At 69.4% G+C, this 15,261-nt stretch carries 14 protein-coding genes; 5 read left to right on the top strand and 9 right to left on the bottom strand.

Annotation, left to right across the window (positions count from 1 at the left end; genetic code table 11):
- Nucleotides 1-20 precede the first annotated feature (20 nt).
- From AB0M56_RS40760 to AB0M56_RS40745, 4 genes are all read right to left on the bottom strand, one after another.
- On the bottom strand, nucleotides 21-1,256 hold the full coding sequence (locus AB0M56_RS40760) for a glycoside hydrolase family 88 protein (protein WP_364186293.1): 1,236 nt from the start codon (nucleotides 1,254-1,256) through the stop codon (nucleotides 21-23).
- Between the two features lie 302 nt (nucleotides 1,257-1,558).
- Nucleotides 1,559-2,017 (bottom strand): DUF4396 domain-containing protein, encoded by a 459-nt coding sequence (locus tag AB0M56_RS40755; RefSeq protein ID WP_364186291.1) that lies wholly within the window; start codon nucleotides 2,015-2,017, stop codon nucleotides 1,559-1,561.
- 40 nt (nucleotides 2,018-2,057) lie between these two features.
- Nucleotides 2,058-2,597: a DUF305 domain-containing protein gene (locus AB0M56_RS40750; protein ID WP_364186290.1), complete on the bottom strand. Its 540-nt coding sequence runs from the start codon at nucleotides 2,595-2,597 to the stop codon at nucleotides 2,058-2,060.
- A gap of 58 nt (nucleotides 2,598-2,655) precedes the next feature.
- A complete protein-coding gene (locus AB0M56_RS40745) occupies nucleotides 2,656-3,096 on the bottom strand; it encodes a hypothetical protein (RefSeq protein WP_364186288.1) in 441 nt (146 codons plus the stop codon).
- Between the two features lie 173 nt (nucleotides 3,097-3,269).
- Between AB0M56_RS40745 and AB0M56_RS40740 the strand changes: the two genes are divergently transcribed.
- Entirely contained in the window at nucleotides 3,270-4,295 is a 1,026-nt protein-coding gene (locus AB0M56_RS40740; protein WP_364186286.1) for an autoinducer 2 ABC transporter substrate-binding protein, read from the top strand.
- 74 nt (nucleotides 4,296-4,369) lie between these two features.
- On the opposite strand, the gene AB0M56_RS40735 is transcribed toward AB0M56_RS40740, so the two are convergent.
- The 3 genes from AB0M56_RS40735 to AB0M56_RS40725 form a co-directional block, all read right to left on the bottom strand.
- Nucleotides 4,370-5,986, bottom strand: coding sequence for an esterase-like activity of phytase family protein (locus AB0M56_RS40735; RefSeq protein ID WP_364186284.1), 1,617 nt, complete (start codon nucleotides 5,984-5,986; stop codon nucleotides 4,370-4,372).
- 91 nt (nucleotides 5,987-6,077) lie between these two features.
- On the bottom strand, nucleotides 6,078-7,289 hold the full coding sequence (locus tag AB0M56_RS40730; protein WP_364186282.1) for a hypothetical protein: 1,212 nt from the start codon (nucleotides 7,287-7,289) through the stop codon (nucleotides 6,078-6,080).
- A gap of 5 nt (nucleotides 7,290-7,294) precedes the next feature.
- A complete protein-coding gene (locus tag AB0M56_RS40725; RefSeq protein ID WP_364186280.1) occupies nucleotides 7,295-8,056 on the bottom strand; it encodes a hypothetical protein in 762 nt (253 codons plus the stop codon).
- Nucleotides 8,057-8,573: 517 nt separating this feature from the next.
- Between AB0M56_RS40725 and AB0M56_RS40720 the strand changes: the two genes are divergently transcribed.
- The 3 genes from AB0M56_RS40720 (at nucleotide 8,574) to AB0M56_RS40710 (ending at nucleotide 12,592) form a co-directional block, all read left to right on the top strand.
- Nucleotides 8,574-9,986: a family 2B encapsulin nanocompartment shell protein gene (locus tag AB0M56_RS40720; RefSeq protein WP_364186279.1), complete on the top strand. Its 1,413-nt coding sequence runs from the start codon at nucleotides 8,574-8,576 to the stop codon at nucleotides 9,984-9,986.
- Between the two features lie 181 nt (nucleotides 9,987-10,167).
- The gene (locus AB0M56_RS40715; protein WP_364186277.1) at nucleotides 10,168-11,547 is read left to right on the top strand and encodes a family 2B encapsulin nanocompartment shell protein; all 1,380 of its coding nucleotides are present in this window, start codon (nucleotides 10,168-10,170) and stop codon (nucleotides 11,545-11,547) included.
- A 22-nt stretch (nucleotides 11,548-11,569) separates the two neighbouring features.
- A complete protein-coding gene (locus AB0M56_RS40710; RefSeq protein WP_364186275.1) occupies nucleotides 11,570-12,592 on the top strand; it encodes a family 2 encapsulin nanocompartment cargo protein polyprenyl transferase in 1,023 nt (340 codons plus the stop codon).
- Nucleotides 12,593-13,446: 854 nt separating this feature from the next.
- Here AB0M56_RS40710 and AB0M56_RS40705 read toward each other — a convergent pair.
- Nucleotides 13,447-13,668, bottom strand: coding sequence for a winged helix-turn-helix transcriptional regulator (locus tag AB0M56_RS40705; RefSeq protein ID WP_364186273.1), 222 nt, complete (start codon nucleotides 13,666-13,668; stop codon nucleotides 13,447-13,449).
- A 7-nt stretch (nucleotides 13,669-13,675) separates the two neighbouring features.
- Between AB0M56_RS40705 and AB0M56_RS40700 the strand changes: the two genes are divergently transcribed.
- Nucleotides 13,676-13,996, top strand: coding sequence for an SDR family NAD(P)-dependent oxidoreductase (locus AB0M56_RS40700; protein ID WP_364186271.1), 321 nt, complete (start codon nucleotides 13,676-13,678; stop codon nucleotides 13,994-13,996).
- A gap of 112 nt (nucleotides 13,997-14,108) precedes the next feature.
- On the opposite strand, the gene AB0M56_RS40695 is transcribed toward AB0M56_RS40700, so the two are convergent.
- Nucleotides 14,109-15,239: a CapA family protein gene (locus tag AB0M56_RS40695; protein WP_364186269.1), complete on the bottom strand. Its 1,131-nt coding sequence runs from the start codon at nucleotides 15,237-15,239 to the stop codon at nucleotides 14,109-14,111.
- Nucleotides 15,240-15,261: the final 22 nt, after the last annotated feature.

The raw sequence follows: 15,261 nt of genomic DNA, 5'->3' as shown, positions 1-15,261 counted from the left end.
CACCCACCCGGGCCGGGAACTCAGTGCCCGGACAGGTCGATCGCCTTGTCGAGCTCGCGGGGCTTCAGCACGCGCAGGATGCCTTCGAGCAGGTAGTAGTCCGCGTACGGCAACGAGATCTCGATCCCGTCCTCGGCCGGGCGGTTGCGCGTGCAGCGGGCCACCACCGCGTCGGCGCGGCTCGACTTCGTCGTGAGGCACGTGCGCGAAGTCGCCTCCAGCAGGCGCAGACCGGCGGCGCGGTACTCCGGGCGGCCCGCGGCCGAGGCGAGGTCGATGAGGCCGCACGCCATCACGACACCGGCGGAGGCGTCCTTGATGTCGTTGGGCGCCTGTGGGGCGGTGTAGTCCCACACCGGCACGTTGTCCGGAGTGAGGGCCTTCAGCGCGAAGTCGGCGAGCCGTCGCGCGGTGGTGAGGAACGAGCGGTCTCCGGTGCGGCGGTACATCGTGGTGAAGCCGTAGATGCCCCACGACTGCCCGCGCGACCAGCAGGATGCCGGGCTGTAGCCCTGCACGGTGTTCGGCCCGATCTCGGCGCCGGTGGCCGGGTCGAAGTCGAACACGTGGGGCGTGGAGCCGTCGGGACGCAGGAACACGCGCTGCGCCGTCTTCGCGTGCTCGATGGCGATGTCGAGGTACTGGCTGTCGCCGGTTTGCTTGGTCGCGAAGTCCAGCAGGTCGAGGTTCATGATCGTGTCCATGATGATCCGGCCCGCGTCCTTCGGGTCGGTCAGCGAACCCCAGGCCCGGATGAAGTGGCCGTTGGCGTTGTAGCGCTTGATCAGCGACGAGGCCGCCTGGATCGCGCCGGCGCGCCACTTGTCGTCGCCGGTGACGCGCCACGCGGTGACCCACGACGGATAGAACAGGAATCCGAGGTCGTGCGTGCTGGTGTCGTTCTGGCGCGGCGCCAGTTTGTCGGCCGACGCGAGTGCGAGCGCGCGGAATTGTTCGTCGCCGGTGTGCAGGTATGCCATCCAGAGCGTGCCGGGCCAGAATCCGCCGACCCAGTCACCATTCTGCGAAAAGGCCCATTTCTCGAACTTGGTCCCGGTGGGAAACGAGGTGACGCCCGGGGCGACCGCGCGCAGCTTCTTCACCGCGTAGTCTGCCGCTGAGCGGAACACCTTCTCCTGGCTCGCGATGTCGGACACTCCCTGCCCCGAAGCCACCGCCGGAACGGTGCTGGTCGCGGTCGCCGCCACGGCGGCACCGGCCGCGGTGGTCAGCAGGGTACGCCGGGAAACGCTCACGATTGCCCGCCATTTCACAGTCGTGGAAAACGCCAGTGGGGAAATGCCTCACGAGAAGGCCGCCTGCAGTTTTACTAATCCGGCCAAAAGTAGGCCGCCCCCCACACGGCACGCAACTGTTGCCACGAAGCCATTCGGCCGTGACTGTGGTCGGATTAGTAATAATCGGCACCGTACACGACCGTCATGTGGTTGTACACCCACCAAAGCGTGCTTTCACGGTTGTGAATTGTTCATGGATGTGAACTTGTTATTCCGCGCCGGACCGGAGTGAACCACGTGCTCACTCCGGTCCGGACCACTCAGTGGTGGTGGTGTGCGTGGACCACGGCGTGCCCCTTGCCCCGGCCGATCATCCACTTGTTCACCGGCACCGTGACCACGAAGGCGACGATGAGCGAGAACAGCAGCGAGAGCCAGAACAACGCCGACGTCACACCCGCGTCCATCGCGCCCGGGACCATGACGATCACGAGGTTGTCGACGATCTCCATCACCGCGATCGACACGGTGTCGGCGGCCAGGGCGACCTTGAACGCCGCCGAGACGCTCAGGCCCGACTTCAGGACACCGCGCATCGTCAGACCGTAGCCGAAGACGAACGCGAGCACGATGGACAGCACCACGGTGGCCGCGTTGTGCAGCCCGAACGCGGTGCCGAGAACCATGCCGAGCACCTCACCGATGGCACAGCCGGTGAGGCAGTGCAGCGTCGCCTGGATCGCGGTGGACCAGGACGCGCCGTTCTGGTGGTCAGTCATGTCGTCCACTATACCCCCTTAGGGTATCTCGATCACATGCTCAGCCGCCGAGGAGCGACTTCATCGCGGTGATCTCGGCCTCCTGGGTGTCGACGATCGGCTGGGCCATGGCCTTCGCATCCGCACTGCTCCCCTGGGCCAGTTCGGTGCGCGCCATCGCGACGGCACCGCTGTGGTGCTGGATCATCAGCTCGAGCCACTTGCGGCCGTAGGCCACGTCGCGCAGCTGGCCGAGGCCGGCGGTGTCGACCATGCCGGACATCTGACCGTGGTCCATGCCGCCCATCGGTGAAGGCGCCGGCGCACCCCACGCCTTCAGCCACGCCGTGAGCTGGTCGATCTCGGGCTGCTGAGCCTGCTGGATCTGCTTCGCCAGCGTGATCACTCGCTGGTCGCCAGTGTGGTCCGGCACGGGCGCGGACATCTCCACAGCCTGGCGGTGGTGCGGGACCATGTCCTGCGCGAAGGTGACGTCCGCGGTGTTGTGATCAGCGGGCGGGGCGGCGGCCTGCGACGAGCAGCCGACGAGCACGGCGGCGATCGCGGGCGCCGCGATGCCCACCAGGAACTTGCGATTCATGACGTTTCTTTCCTCACTGGGTACGACGAAGTTCGGACACGCTGGAGCCCGTGCCCGATCAGATCCGCAGTACGCAGGAAGCGGTGAGGAGTTCTCGGCCCGTCCGCGAAGGCGGCGCCCGGGCAAACCCGGCGGGCCCGCGTTCGACCGGACCCGACACCGCACTCTCGCGGCGCCGGCGCAGCCAGGCCAGCGCGAGCAACAACCCCGCCGCGGCCAGCAGCACCGCGAGGCACAGGTGCAGCATCACGTGGCCGCCGTCGCTCGCGGGCGGCGCGGCAACCGGATCCGCCGACGTCGAAGCCACGGGCACCGGAACCATCGCCACCGCAGGTGCGTCCATCGCCGAGTGCGCAACGGACACCGCCGCCATCCCGCTCATCTCACCACCGTGCGGCGCCGGGACGTGGTGCATCGCGAGCACGCCGAAGACCAGCGCGCCGAGCAACAGCCGGCGCGCCGGGGCCGAAAACCGGAACCCGCGGGACGGTCGAGTCATCGCCACCAGGCTAGCCACATACCCCAAACGGGTACCAGGTGCTGCCAAGATCACCGTTGAACTCGCTTCCGTAACCCTTTGCACACGACCGGTTGACCCCTGTGAGCACGCTCCCTTACGTTCACTCCAGGTCGCCGGCGGTGCGCAGACCGTGAACTGAAGGAATGGTGGGGATGCGAGGGCCGTCCAAGACGCTCTTCCTGGGCGTCGCGCTGCTGCTGAGCGCGGTGGTGGGGCTCGGCAGCTGTTCCTCCTCGCTCCGGACGCCGACGGCCGACGGTGACAAAGCCCCGGTCCGGATCGCCTTCGTGCCGAAGGTCGCGGGCATCGCGTACTTCGACGCCATGAACGCCGGCGGCCTGGAAGCGGCGAAGCGGCTCGGCGCGCAGTGGATCACGCGCGGCCCCGCGACCGTCGACCCGGCGGCCCAGACCGCCATCCTGAACGACCTCGTCGCCCAGCACGTCGACGTGATCGCCGTGGCGCCCAACGATCCCCGCGCGCTCGCGCCCGCGATCGCCGACGCTCGAGCCAAGGGCGTCCACGTGCTGACCACCGACACCGATGCGCCGGCAACTCAGCGCGAGGTGTTCGTGAACCAGGCATCTCCCGAAGGCGTCGGCACCGCGCTCGTCGACGCGCTGATGGCGAAAACGGGCGGCAGCGGCAAGTTCGCCATCGTCTCGTGCGGGCGGACCGCCGCGAACCTCAACGCGTGGATCTCCGTCGAGCAGACCTACGCGGCCCAGCGCTACCCGAAGGCGCAGCTCGTGGAGACCGTCTACGCCGGCGAGGACACGACCACGGCGACCGAGCTCGCGAAGCAGGTCCTCGACCGCCACCCCGACCTCACGGGCCTGATCGGCGAGTGCACCACGTCGGCTCCCGGCGTCGCGCAAGCGGTGCGGGACCAGCAGAAGATCGGCCGCGTCTACACCGTCGGCACGGGCACACCGCAAACGATGAAGCCCTACCTGCTCGACGGTTCCTGCTCGATGTCGGTGCTGTGGAACGTCGAATCGCTGGGTTACCTCACCGCGTGGGCGGCGGAACAGCTCGTGGAGGGCCACTCTTTCGGGCCCAGCAACAACGTGAGCCTCGAGCTGCCCGCGGTGAAGTACGACGCGCGCTCGAAGACCATGCTGCTCGGCGATCCGCTGCTGATCACCCAGGACAACGTGGACCAGTTCAAATACTGACGGCCGGAGCCCCGTTGACGGAGCCCCGGCCGCAGTCCTTGCTACAAACCAGTGCCTTGCTGTGAAACAGGAACTCAGCGCACGTCGATGGTGACCGTCGCCGTGGTGACGCGGGCGGGCAGCTTCGTCGTGTCGATCTTCAAGTACTCCCCGTCGTCCTGCTGACCGTTGGGCAGCGTCTTGGCGTGGAGCGCGTACGGCGGCGCGGTGTTCGAGAGGCCGTCGATGCCGAAGTCGTTGTCGTTGCTGACCACGAGGGTGCGGCCGCCGTCGGTGGTCGCGACGCCCTCCACCTTGTCGTGGCCGAAGAAGCCGCCGGTCGGGTCGAACCCGGTCACCAGCGCGCCGAGGTCGACATACAGCTTCTTCGCCACCGGCGTGATACCGACCTTGGCGAGGCCCGCGGTGGCCTCTTCGGTGGTGTCCTTGCCGACGTAGGCGTCGATGCTCGACTGCGCGTCACCCACGAGCAGCCCACCCTTGACGGAGTCGTAAGCGGCACCGGCCACCTTCGCCTTCGGCCCGATGTCGGTCGCGCCGCGCAGGTCGATCTCGTAGATCTTCTTGAACGCGCCGGGCTCGAAGTTGCCGTCGCGCTCGTCCACGAGGAACTTCGTCGACGACAGCGCGGTGATCTCGCTGACGGCCGTGCCCGTGTCGTCCGGGTCCTGCAGCAGGTACAGGTACTCATGCGTCGCGTGCGTGCGCAGGTCGACCGTGACGATCCGCAGCGTGGTCACGTTGCCGGGCTTCTTGGTGAGGTCCGGCTGCTGCAGGGCCGACTGCATGATGCCCACGAGCGTCTTGCCGTCCGGCGTGAGCGCGAGGCCTTCCATGCCCTTGTTGGGCACGCGGTACTTCAGCTCCCTCGGCAGCGAGCCGTCGAACGGCGAGAGCCACTCGATCGCGCGGCCGTCGGCGCGGAAGTGCGTGATGAAGGGACCGTACTCGTCGGACACCCAGAACGTGCCGTCGCGTTCGGCGACGAGGCCCTCGGAGTCGTACCCGTTGGGAGTGGCCGGCAACGGGTTCCCGTCGAGGCCCACGATCGTCTCGCCGGTGTCGGCCGCCGTGCTGACCTGCCCGTTGTACGGCGAACCGTCCTTGGCGCGCAACGGGATCCGCTTCTCGAGCACGGCCTTGCCGTCCTTGAGGCGGAACTTGCCGATGGCCGGGTCGAACGCGGGCAGCGGCTCCACCTTGGACCCGTCCGGCGCGTCGACGTTCGGGCCGCGGTCGGTGAGGCCGTAGAACTCGTCGCGCGAGCCCGGCACCGGCGTGAGCGCGGAACCGTAGGCACCACCGGTGAGCTTCACGCCGCCGATGGTCACGAGCGGCGGCAGGGAGGTCGGGTAGAGCTGCACCGCGTCCGACACCGAGTACGTGAACGTGTCGCGGCCGTGGAAGCCCGGCGCGGGCGTGTAGCTGAACGACCCGCTGGGGTCGAGGGTCAGCGACCCGTGTTCCGGCGCGGTGTGGCGCACGATGGCGCCGCTCGCGTCACCGCGGCTGTCGTTGCCGAGCACCCCGTCGCCGTGCACCTGCAGTGCCCGGCCGGCTCGCGTCCCGTAGTGGTCGTCGCGGGCGGCGAACGCGGCGTGCCCGTCGCCTCCGTGCGCCGACGCCGTGCCCGTGGCCAGCAGCGGCAGGGCGAGGATCCCCGCGGCGACCCCGATTCTCACGCGCTTCATCCGTTTTCTCCTCTTCCGGCGTCACACGACACCGGAGGAGGAGTCTGGTTAACGGAGTTGGACAACCGCCGTCATCGAGGCGACGCCCGCGTTAACGGCCTCGTCTCACATGCGCTGCCGCCGCTCCACCACCGATCACGAGAACCAGCACGGCAACGCTCCACCTGCGTTGTTTCTCCACGCGGTGGCCGGCGTCGGCCACCGGCTGCGGTGTCGCAACGGGACGGAACTTCGTCGGTGGCGCAACCGAGGTCGAGGCGACGATCGGGGCGGGCGAAGTCGCGTTCGGCGGCTGGGGCACCGCCGGCGACTGCTCCGCGAGCGCGGGCGGCGGTGGGTCTTCCGCGGTCTGCGAAGGTTTCACCGAGTTCGACGACGGTGGGGGATCCAGTCGCGGGGACGGCGGAGGCGGTGGGGGCGGTGGGGGCGGTACCGTTGCCCCGGCGAGACACCCGGCCGCGTCGGAGGTGTAGAGCTCGGGCCCGGTGCTGATCTCTTGCGCCCCACCGGAGCCGTCGCGCGGCAGGCGATAGGTCACGCTGCGGTGGCCGATGCGGTTCGCCGTCGCGTAGAGGGCACCGTCCGGACCGAACACGACCGAGCCGTACGCCGTGGCGAGGGGGAACTTCAAGCCCGGCACGATGGCGACGCGGCCGTCGCGCGGGTTGATCGTGACCACCGAGCCGTGGCCCGCGGCCGTGACCGACACGCCGTAGAGCAAGCCGTCCGCCGGGTTGTAGGCGAAGTCGTCGACACCGGAGGACAGGACGACGGGCCGCAGTTGCAGGTGCGCGACCACGTCGAGGTAGTGGGGACTGGCCGGGTCGACGTCCACTGTGTACAGGCTGTTGGCATGCAGCAGGTACCACGAGTTGCCGGCCATCGCGCCGCCCGTGGAGCCGGTCGCCCAGCTCCAGATGCCGTGGCGCGCGCCGGCGCGGAACACGCCGCCGAGGTCGGTGACGTGACCCGAACCGTCGATCCGCACCGCGTGGGCGCCGTCGTGGAAGTGGCCCGAGGTCGGACCGTCGGCCACGCCGTAGACCACACCTTGCGAGGCGGAGTAGGCCATCGCGTTGATCCTGTAGCCGGGGTTGCCGAGCGACTGCCACTGCCCGGTCGGCAACGTGAGCCGGACGAACGACGACGAGTGCGAGTTCTGGCTCTCCACCTGGAGAATCGCGCACGTCGCCGGCGCGGCCGGGTGCGTCCGGCCGGGTGGTTCGAGCCACCCCGACGCCACGAGCAGCGCCGACACGGCCGCCGCGGCGGCCGCCACCGGGAGGAAACGGGGAATGCGCACGACCCTCAGCCCAGTCGCGCCAGTGCCGAGCTGAACGCGTCGGGCTGGATGCTCGCCCCGCCTGCGAACGGGTTCTGCAGCTGGAAGATCGCGTAGAGCAGCAGTGCGATCGTGCCGGCCAGCGTCGACACGATCACGAGGTGCGCCGCCATGCGCGTGCCGCCGAAGAGGTTGGGCAGCAGCACGGAAATCAGGCTGCCGAGGATCAACGCGAACCAGACCACGGAGCCGACGCCGCTCGAGGCGGCGTCGGTGAGACGCGCCTGTCTGGCCTGGTAGACCTGCCACAGATCGTTGGCGGCCTCGGTCTTGCGGTCGTTCTCCCAGTCGCTGCTCGCCTGCGCGCCGGCGATGGTGCGGCGCAGCTGGTCGAGCTGCGTCCAACCGGTGTCGGGGACCGTGCCACCGTCGGCCAGACGCGGCCATTCCTGGTGCTGCACAGTACTGGCGTACGCGGTCGCGAGCTGCTGCACGCGTTGGCCGGTGTCGCCCGGCAGCGCTTCGGCGGCCCAGGTCATGGAGACGAGGCTGTCGGCCTCGGTGTAGGAGCCGTCGCGCGCGGTCCCCACCGCGTCGAAGAGCGAGATCAGCACGAACGCCACGAGCACCGCGTGGAGACCGCCGACAATGGTGAACACCTGACCGGCCGCATCGTTGTTGTCACGACGACCTTCATCCCAGCCGAACCGCCTCACCAGATAGCCGATGCCGCCGCCGACCACGGCCGCTCCGACCACCCAGAAGATCCCGGTCAGGTAGACGTTCATCCGACCCCTTTCACACTCGAAGACCACTGCGTCCGCCATTCTTCGGCGAATTCCCGGAAGTGGGCCCGCTCAAGTTAGTCATCTGATTCCCGAGCGACAAGAAGCGGCAGTTCGGTTCATTCGAGTGGCCCTGCGAGGCCCCGATGATCACTGGAACGGAGCAGTTGAATGTTCGAACACCTGCTCTGGATATGCCCGTTCACCTGGGATACACCGGCGATCTTCGGTCGAACTTCCCGTCCGGGTGAGTCCTGCCGACCGAGGGTGACGAACGTTGCGCCGACGAAGATCGTCTAAATCTGGCGCTCCGACAACAGCAACTGGAATGTCCGATTACCCGTTCTGGCAAACAGGTGAACCGACCCGGTTACCCGATCGTGGGATTGTCGGGCGAGGCCGGCTTGCTATGTTGATTCCGCGGTGCCGACCCGAATGAATTGCAGCAGGATAACGAACTCCAATTCGTGCTGGAAACTTTCTCACACGTTCCGAAATCCGACGATAGGTGGTTTTCGCTGTGACCGTCACGGACCCCGTGGACTCCGCGAATCAGGAACAACCGCAACTGAGCCTGGGCCGGGCCGCGGCCCGCACGCTCGCGACGACGACGAAGTCCGTTCCCCAAATGCAGAGCATCACCACGCGGTGGCTGCTCAAAGTGCTGCCGTGGGTGGAGGTCTCGGGCGGCGCGTACCGCGTGAACCGCCGGCTGAGCTACGCGGTGGGCGACGGCCGCGTCACGTTCACCACCACCGGCGCCGAGGTCCGCGTGATCCCGCCGGAGCTGGGTGAATTGCCGGCCCTGCGCGGTTTCGACGACGAAGAGGTGCTCATCGAGCTGGCCGGCCGGTTCGTGCAGCACGAGTTCTCCCCCGGCGACGCGCTCGTGGAATTCGGCCACCAGGCCGACCAGGTCTTCCTCCTGGCGCACGGCAAGATCAGCAAGGTCGGCACCGGCGCGTACGGCGACCAGACGGTGCTCGGCACCCTCGCCGACGGCGACTACTTCGGCGACGCCGTGCTCACCAACGCCGACGGGATCTGGGAGTACACGGCCAAAGCCGTGACCGCGTGCACGGTGCTTTCCTTGTCCCGCAGCGAGTTCCAGGGCGTGCTCGACCGCTCCGACGCGCTGCGCGAGCACCTCGCCGCCGTCGTCGCCGGTTCGGCCGGCCCGGCCAACGACCACGGCGAGGCGGTGATCGACGTCGCGTCCGGGCACGACGGCGAACCGCAGCTGCCCGGCACGTTCGTGGACTACGACAGCTCGCCGCGCGAGTACGAGCTGAGCGTGGCGCAGACCGTGCTGCGCGTGCACAGCCGCGTCGCCGACCTCTACAACCAGCCGATGAACCAGATCGAGCAGCAGTTGCGGCTCACGGTCGAGGCCCTGCGCGAACGACAGGAACACGAGCTGGTCAACAACCGCGACTTCGGCCTCCTGCACAACGCGGACTACTCCCAGCGCGTGTCCACCCGCACCGGCCCGCCGACGCCGGACGACTTCGACGACCTGCTTTCCCTGGTGTGGAAGGACCCTGCGGTCTTCCTGGCGCACCCGAAGACGATCGCGGCGTTCGGCCGCGAGTGCAGCCGCCGCGGTGTGTACCCCGACGCGGTGGACCTCGGCGGGCACCAGGTGCCGGCGTGGCGCGGTGTGCCCGTGTTGCCGTGCAACAAGATCCCGGTCACCGAGACGCGCACCAGCTCCGTGTTGCTGCTGCGCACGGGCGAGCAGTCGCAGGGTGTCGTCGGTCTGCACCAGACCGGCTTGCCCGACGAGTACCAGCCGGGCCTGAACGTGCGGTTCATGGGCATCAGCGAGCAGGCGATCATGTCGTACCTGGTCAGCGCGTACTACTCCGCCGCCGTGCTGGTGCCCGACGCGCTGGCCGTGCTGGAGAACGCCGAGATCGGGCGCGGTGACTGAGCATGGCCGCGCCCGCCACCCCGCCGCGCCCGCCCGAGACCGCCCCTGTGCGGCCCGGGCCGGCGCCGCTGCCCCCGTCGGCGTTCGGGCCGACGGGCCTGGGCACGAGCGCGCTGCGGATCGTGTCGAGACCCGCGTCCCAGCGACCTGGAGAAGCTGAGCCCACCAAGCGAGGAACCGCATGACCGTGACCGAAGAGCCGCCGCTTTCCCTTTCCACGCGCGCGGCCCGGACCCTGGCCACCACCACCAAGTCGTTGCCGCAGATGCGCGGCATCACCCCGCGCTGGCTGCTGTCACAGCTGCCGTGGGTGGAGGTGCCGGCCGGTTCGTACCGCGTGAACCGCCGGCTGACCTACACCGTCGGCGACGGCCGGGTGAGCTTCTTCAACACCGGCGCGCGGGTGCAGGTGGTCCCTGCGGAGCTGGCGGAACTGCCGCTGCTGCGCGGGTTCGCCGACGCCGACGCGTTGTCGGCGTTGGCCGAGCGCTTCGAGCAGCGCGAGTACGAGCCGGGCGACACCATCGCGACGGCGGGTTCGCCGCTCGACTCGGTGGTGCTGCTGGCGTACGGCAAGGTTTCGCGCACCGCGCCCGGTTCCTACGGCGAGGACGCGCACCTCGGCACGCTCACCGCGGGCGACCACTTCGGCGCCGAACTGCTGGGCGGCACCACGGGGAACTGGACCTTCACCGCCAAGGCGGCCACGCGGTGCATCGTGCTGGCGCTGCCGGCGGAGGCGTTCGAGCGGCTCAACGCCTCCGTCGAAAGCCTGCGCTCGCACATCAGTGCCGTGCTGGCGAGCCCGGGCCGCGAGCACAACAAGGCCGGCGAGGCGAGCATCGATCTGTCGGCCGGGCACGACGGCGAGGTCGCGCTGCCGGGCACATATGTCGACTACGACCCGGCGCCGCGGGAGTACGACCTCGCCGTCGCGCAGACGATCCTGCACACGCACAACCGCGTGACCGACCTCTACAACCAGCCGATGAACCAGCTGGAGCAGCAGTTGCGGCTCACCGTGGAGGCGCTGCGGGAGCGGCAGGAGCACGAGCTGGTGAACAGCACGGACTTCGGGCTGCTGCACAACGCGGACCTCGGCCAGCGCGTGACCACGCGCAGCGGCCCACCGACGCCCGACGACCTCGACGAGCTGCTGTGCCGTCGTCGCAAGTCGCGCTTCTTCCTGGCGCACCCCAAGGCAATCGCCGCGTTCGGGCGCCAGTGCACGGCGCGGGGCCTCTACCCGGCCAACTCGGTGCTCGACGGACGCCGGGTCACGACGTGGCGCGGGGTGCCGCTGCTGCCGTGCGACAAGATCCCGATCTCGCCGCAGGGAACCACCTCGATCCTCGTCATGCGTACCGCCGAGGACGACGCGGGTGTGATCGGGCTACGGCCGGCGGCATTGCCGGACGAGTACCAGCCGGGGCTGAACGTGCGGTTCATGGGCATCAGCGACCGGGCCGTGACGTCCTACTTGGTCAGTGCCTACCACTCGGCCGCGGTGCTCGTGCCGGACGCGCTGGGAGTGCTCGACGACGTCGAGATCGGGCGCTGAGCTTCTTTTTCGGAGGGGATGTATGACCACAGTGGACGCCCGGGCGCGGACGGTGCCGGAGGTGCTGGCTTGGAGCCGGGACCTGTGGGAACCGGCGATGCGCGCGGCGGTCGACCGGCTGCCCGTTTCGATGCGCCGCATCGCCGGCTACCACTTCGGCTGGTGGGACGCGTCGGGCGCCGAGTCGGCCGTACCGGCCGGCAAGGCCCTGCGGCCGGCGTTGGTGCTGCTGTCCGCCGCGGCGGCCGGCGGCGATCCGGGCGACGCGATCGCCGCCGCCGTGGCGGTGGAGCTGGTGCACAACTTCTCGCTGCTCCACGACGACGTCATGGACGGCGACGAAACCCGCCGCCACCGGGCGACCGCGTGGACCGTCTTCGGCACCAGCCCGGCCATCCTCGCGGGGGATGCGTTGCTGACGTTGGCCTTCGACGTCCTGGCCACGGACGGTCCCGCCGCTGCTCGCGTCCTGAGCACGGCGGTGCTGGACCTGTTGCACGGCCAGAACGAGGACCTGGCCTTCGAACGACGAGCGTCCGTGGATCGGTCCTCCTGCATCCGCATGGCCGAGGGCAAGACGGGCGCACTTCTGGGTGCCGCCTGCATCCTGGGCGTGCTGGTCGTCGGCGGCCGCGGCACGCACGTCTCGGAACTCGGCGCGTTCGGCCGCTCGCTCGGCCTGGCGTTCCAACATGTCGACGACCTCCTCGGCATCTGGGGCGACCCGGCCGTGACGGGGAAGCCGGTTTACTCGGATCTGCAGAACCGGAAGAAGTCGCTGCCGGTGGTGGCGGCTTTGGCCTCGGAGACCCCGGCTGCCCGGGAGCTGGCGGGGTTGTACCGGCAGGAGGCTCCCCTGTCGGCTGGGGAGCTGGCCCGGGCCGCTTCCTTGGTCGACTCAGCGGGTGGGCGTTCGTGGAGCTCTTCGGAGGCTGCGCGGTTGCTGGCTTCGGCGTTGGCCTCGCTGGCCTCCACGACGCCGGCGCCGCGCCCCGCGGCGGAACTCACGTTGCTCGCGCACCACATCACCCGCCGGGACCACTGAGCCGCGCTGACCGACCTGGCGCGCTTGTGCTCCTCCCCCAGTGCACGAGCGCGCCGTTCTCTTTCCCGGGGTGCGTTTCGGTCCGCGAACGGTCCCCTCGCCCGCCGCCGGGGCGCACGACCGGCGCCTCGCGCTTCCCGCCCGGCACGAACGGTCACTTCGCACCGCGATCCTTGCACGAACGGGCCCACTCGCGCCGGCTCCCGGTGCACGAAAAGTCACCTCGCGCCGGGCGCACCCACCTGCCCAGTGGCGCCTCCGCCGCGGCACGAACGGCCCACTCTCACAGGCAACAACACGCTAACGGTCCAGTCGCGACTCGCCCGCGGCACGAAAAGTCCCCTCGCACCAAGATCGGGGGGCGAGAGGTCCACTCGCGGCGACAGCGCGGCATGAACGGTCCGCTCGTACGGGAACCCGGAGCGCGAACGGTCCAGCCACGCGGGTTCCGACGGACGAGGATCCACTCGCGCCGGCCGCAGTCTTCGGCCAGGCCGCGATCGGGCGTTGGCACGAACGGTCCCGTCGCACCGCGGCCGATGCACGAACGGTCCAGTCGCAGTCGCGAGCAGACGCGAGTGGTCAGTTCGTGCCGCCGCGCACGTGTGACAGGACCAGTCGCGCGGACAACAAAGCACGAAAGGTCCCGTCGCCACCGCAGGCAGACGCGAGTGGTCAGTTCGTGCCGCCGCGCACGTGTGACAGGACCAGTCGCGCGGACAACGAAGCACGAAAGGTCCCGTCGCCACCGCAGGCAGACGCGAGTGGTCAGTTCGTGCCGCCGCGCACGTGTGACAGGACCAGTCGCGCGGACGACAAAGCACGAAAGGTCCAGTCGTGGCGGCGGGGAAGGCCTACTTGCTCGGTCGGCGGCCCATCGCCGCGGTCAAGACCCTGGTCAACCGGACGACCCTGCCCCCCTGCCGCGCCCCGATCTCCTGGTAAGGCGCGGTTTCCACGACCCCGGCCTCGGTCAGCGTGCGCAGCCTCGCGCTGAGCAGGTTGGGCGCGATGCCCAGCGACTCGCGCAGTTCGCTGAACCGCGTCTGGCCCCGGGAGAGCTGGCGCAGGATCATGCTCTCCGTGGCGTCCTGGAAGGGAAACGCGAGAACCGTCTCCTACTCGGCGTCGAAAGCGGCGCTTTGGTCGCTGACCGACGCGCTGCGCGAGGGCCTGCGCGACCAGGGCACGCTGGTGGTGGGCGTGCACGCCGGCTACGTGGACACCGACGGCTCCGCGTGGCTGGACGTCCCGAAGATCGGGCCCGCCGAGGTCGCGGCGAAGACCATGCAGGCGTTGCTGGACGACCGCGTCGAGGTCCTGGTCGACGAAGCGGCGCGGCGGCTCAAGGCCGCACTTTCCCAGCCCCTCGACCGAGAATCGCTCACTTGCCCGGCCGAGTGAGGCTATCGAGATCGGCACCTTCGAACGACCTGGTCGGTGTTCGTCGGGGCTTCCGCGCCGCACACGGCGGACGGGTACGCCGTCAGGTCAGCCAGACGAATCGACGGCACACTCACTTGCCCGGCCGAGTCAGGCCGTCGTCGGCAGCACCGCGGGACAAGACCACCTTGTCGGTGTTCGACAGCGCCTCCGTGCCGCGCGGGCTCGGCGGCGCGGAGCTCAGGTCGCGCAGGCAGATGGGCGGGCCGAGGTCGATGAGTGTGGGGATGTACTCCGCCTTGGAAACAGCCCAGTGGCCGTCCGCCTGAGTGAAGGTGAAGCGCGCGGCCGTGCCTTCTTCGGTGGAGCCGCGGGGGTCGTCGTGGCGGGCGATTTCGTTGCCGAGGCCGTAGGCGACCCACTTGCCCTCGACCTTCTCGAACGGCTGGACCACGTGGGCGTGGTGGCCGACGATCAGGTCGATGTCCGGGGAAGCCAGTAGCTCCTTCGCCAGCGAAGCCTGGTCGTCCGTCACCGAGTGCTGGTATTCGATCCCCCAGTGGAGGCTGGCGATCACCACCTCCGCGCCGGCCGCACGGGCGGCGTGGGCCGCCGCGAGGATGTCGTCGGCGTCGATCTGGTTCGCCAGCCAGGGCTTGCCGGCGGGAACCTTGATGCCGTTGAAGCCGAAGGCGAACGACAGCTGCGCCACCTTGACACCGTGGACGTCGAGGATCAGCGGCTTGTCAGCCTCGGCGGCCGAGCGCGCCGAACCCGTGTGCTCGAGGCCCACTTCGTCCAGCTTGTCCAGCGTCCGCGTGATGCCGGCGGCACCCTTGTCCAGAGTGTGGTTCGAAGCCGTGGAGCAGGTGTCGTAGCCGGTGTCCTTGATGGCGTCGGCGATCTCGGGCGGCGCGCTGAACGACGGGTACCCCGTGTACGGCCCGCCCTCCGGCGCGAGCGGCGTCTCGAGGTGGCAGATGGCCAGATCGGCGCCCGACACGAGCGGCTTCACCCCCGCGAGGATCTGCCGGTAGTCGATCTCGCCGCCACCATCGGCCTGCGCCTGGTCGGTGAGCGCCGGGTGGATCAGCACGTCGCCGGTGGCCACGACCGTGAACGACCCGGGCGTGGCCGAAGAAGGCACGCCTGCGGGGGCCGAAGGAGCGGAAGCGGGCAACGCGGCCTGCGGAGCCCCGCTGCACCCGGCCAGCACCAGCACGGCACCGGCCCATCCCACGATCGAGCGACGGATGTGCGTCATGTTCGCCCCCTTTGTCCAGCTG

This window comes from Amycolatopsis sp. NPDC051372, from assembly GCF_040682095.1.
Classification (GTDB): domain Bacteria; phylum Actinomycetota; class Actinomycetes; order Mycobacteriales; family Pseudonocardiaceae; genus Amycolatopsis.
The sequence above is the reverse complement of the archived record's forward strand: the minus strand, read 5'-3'. Positions and strand labels throughout refer to the sequence as shown.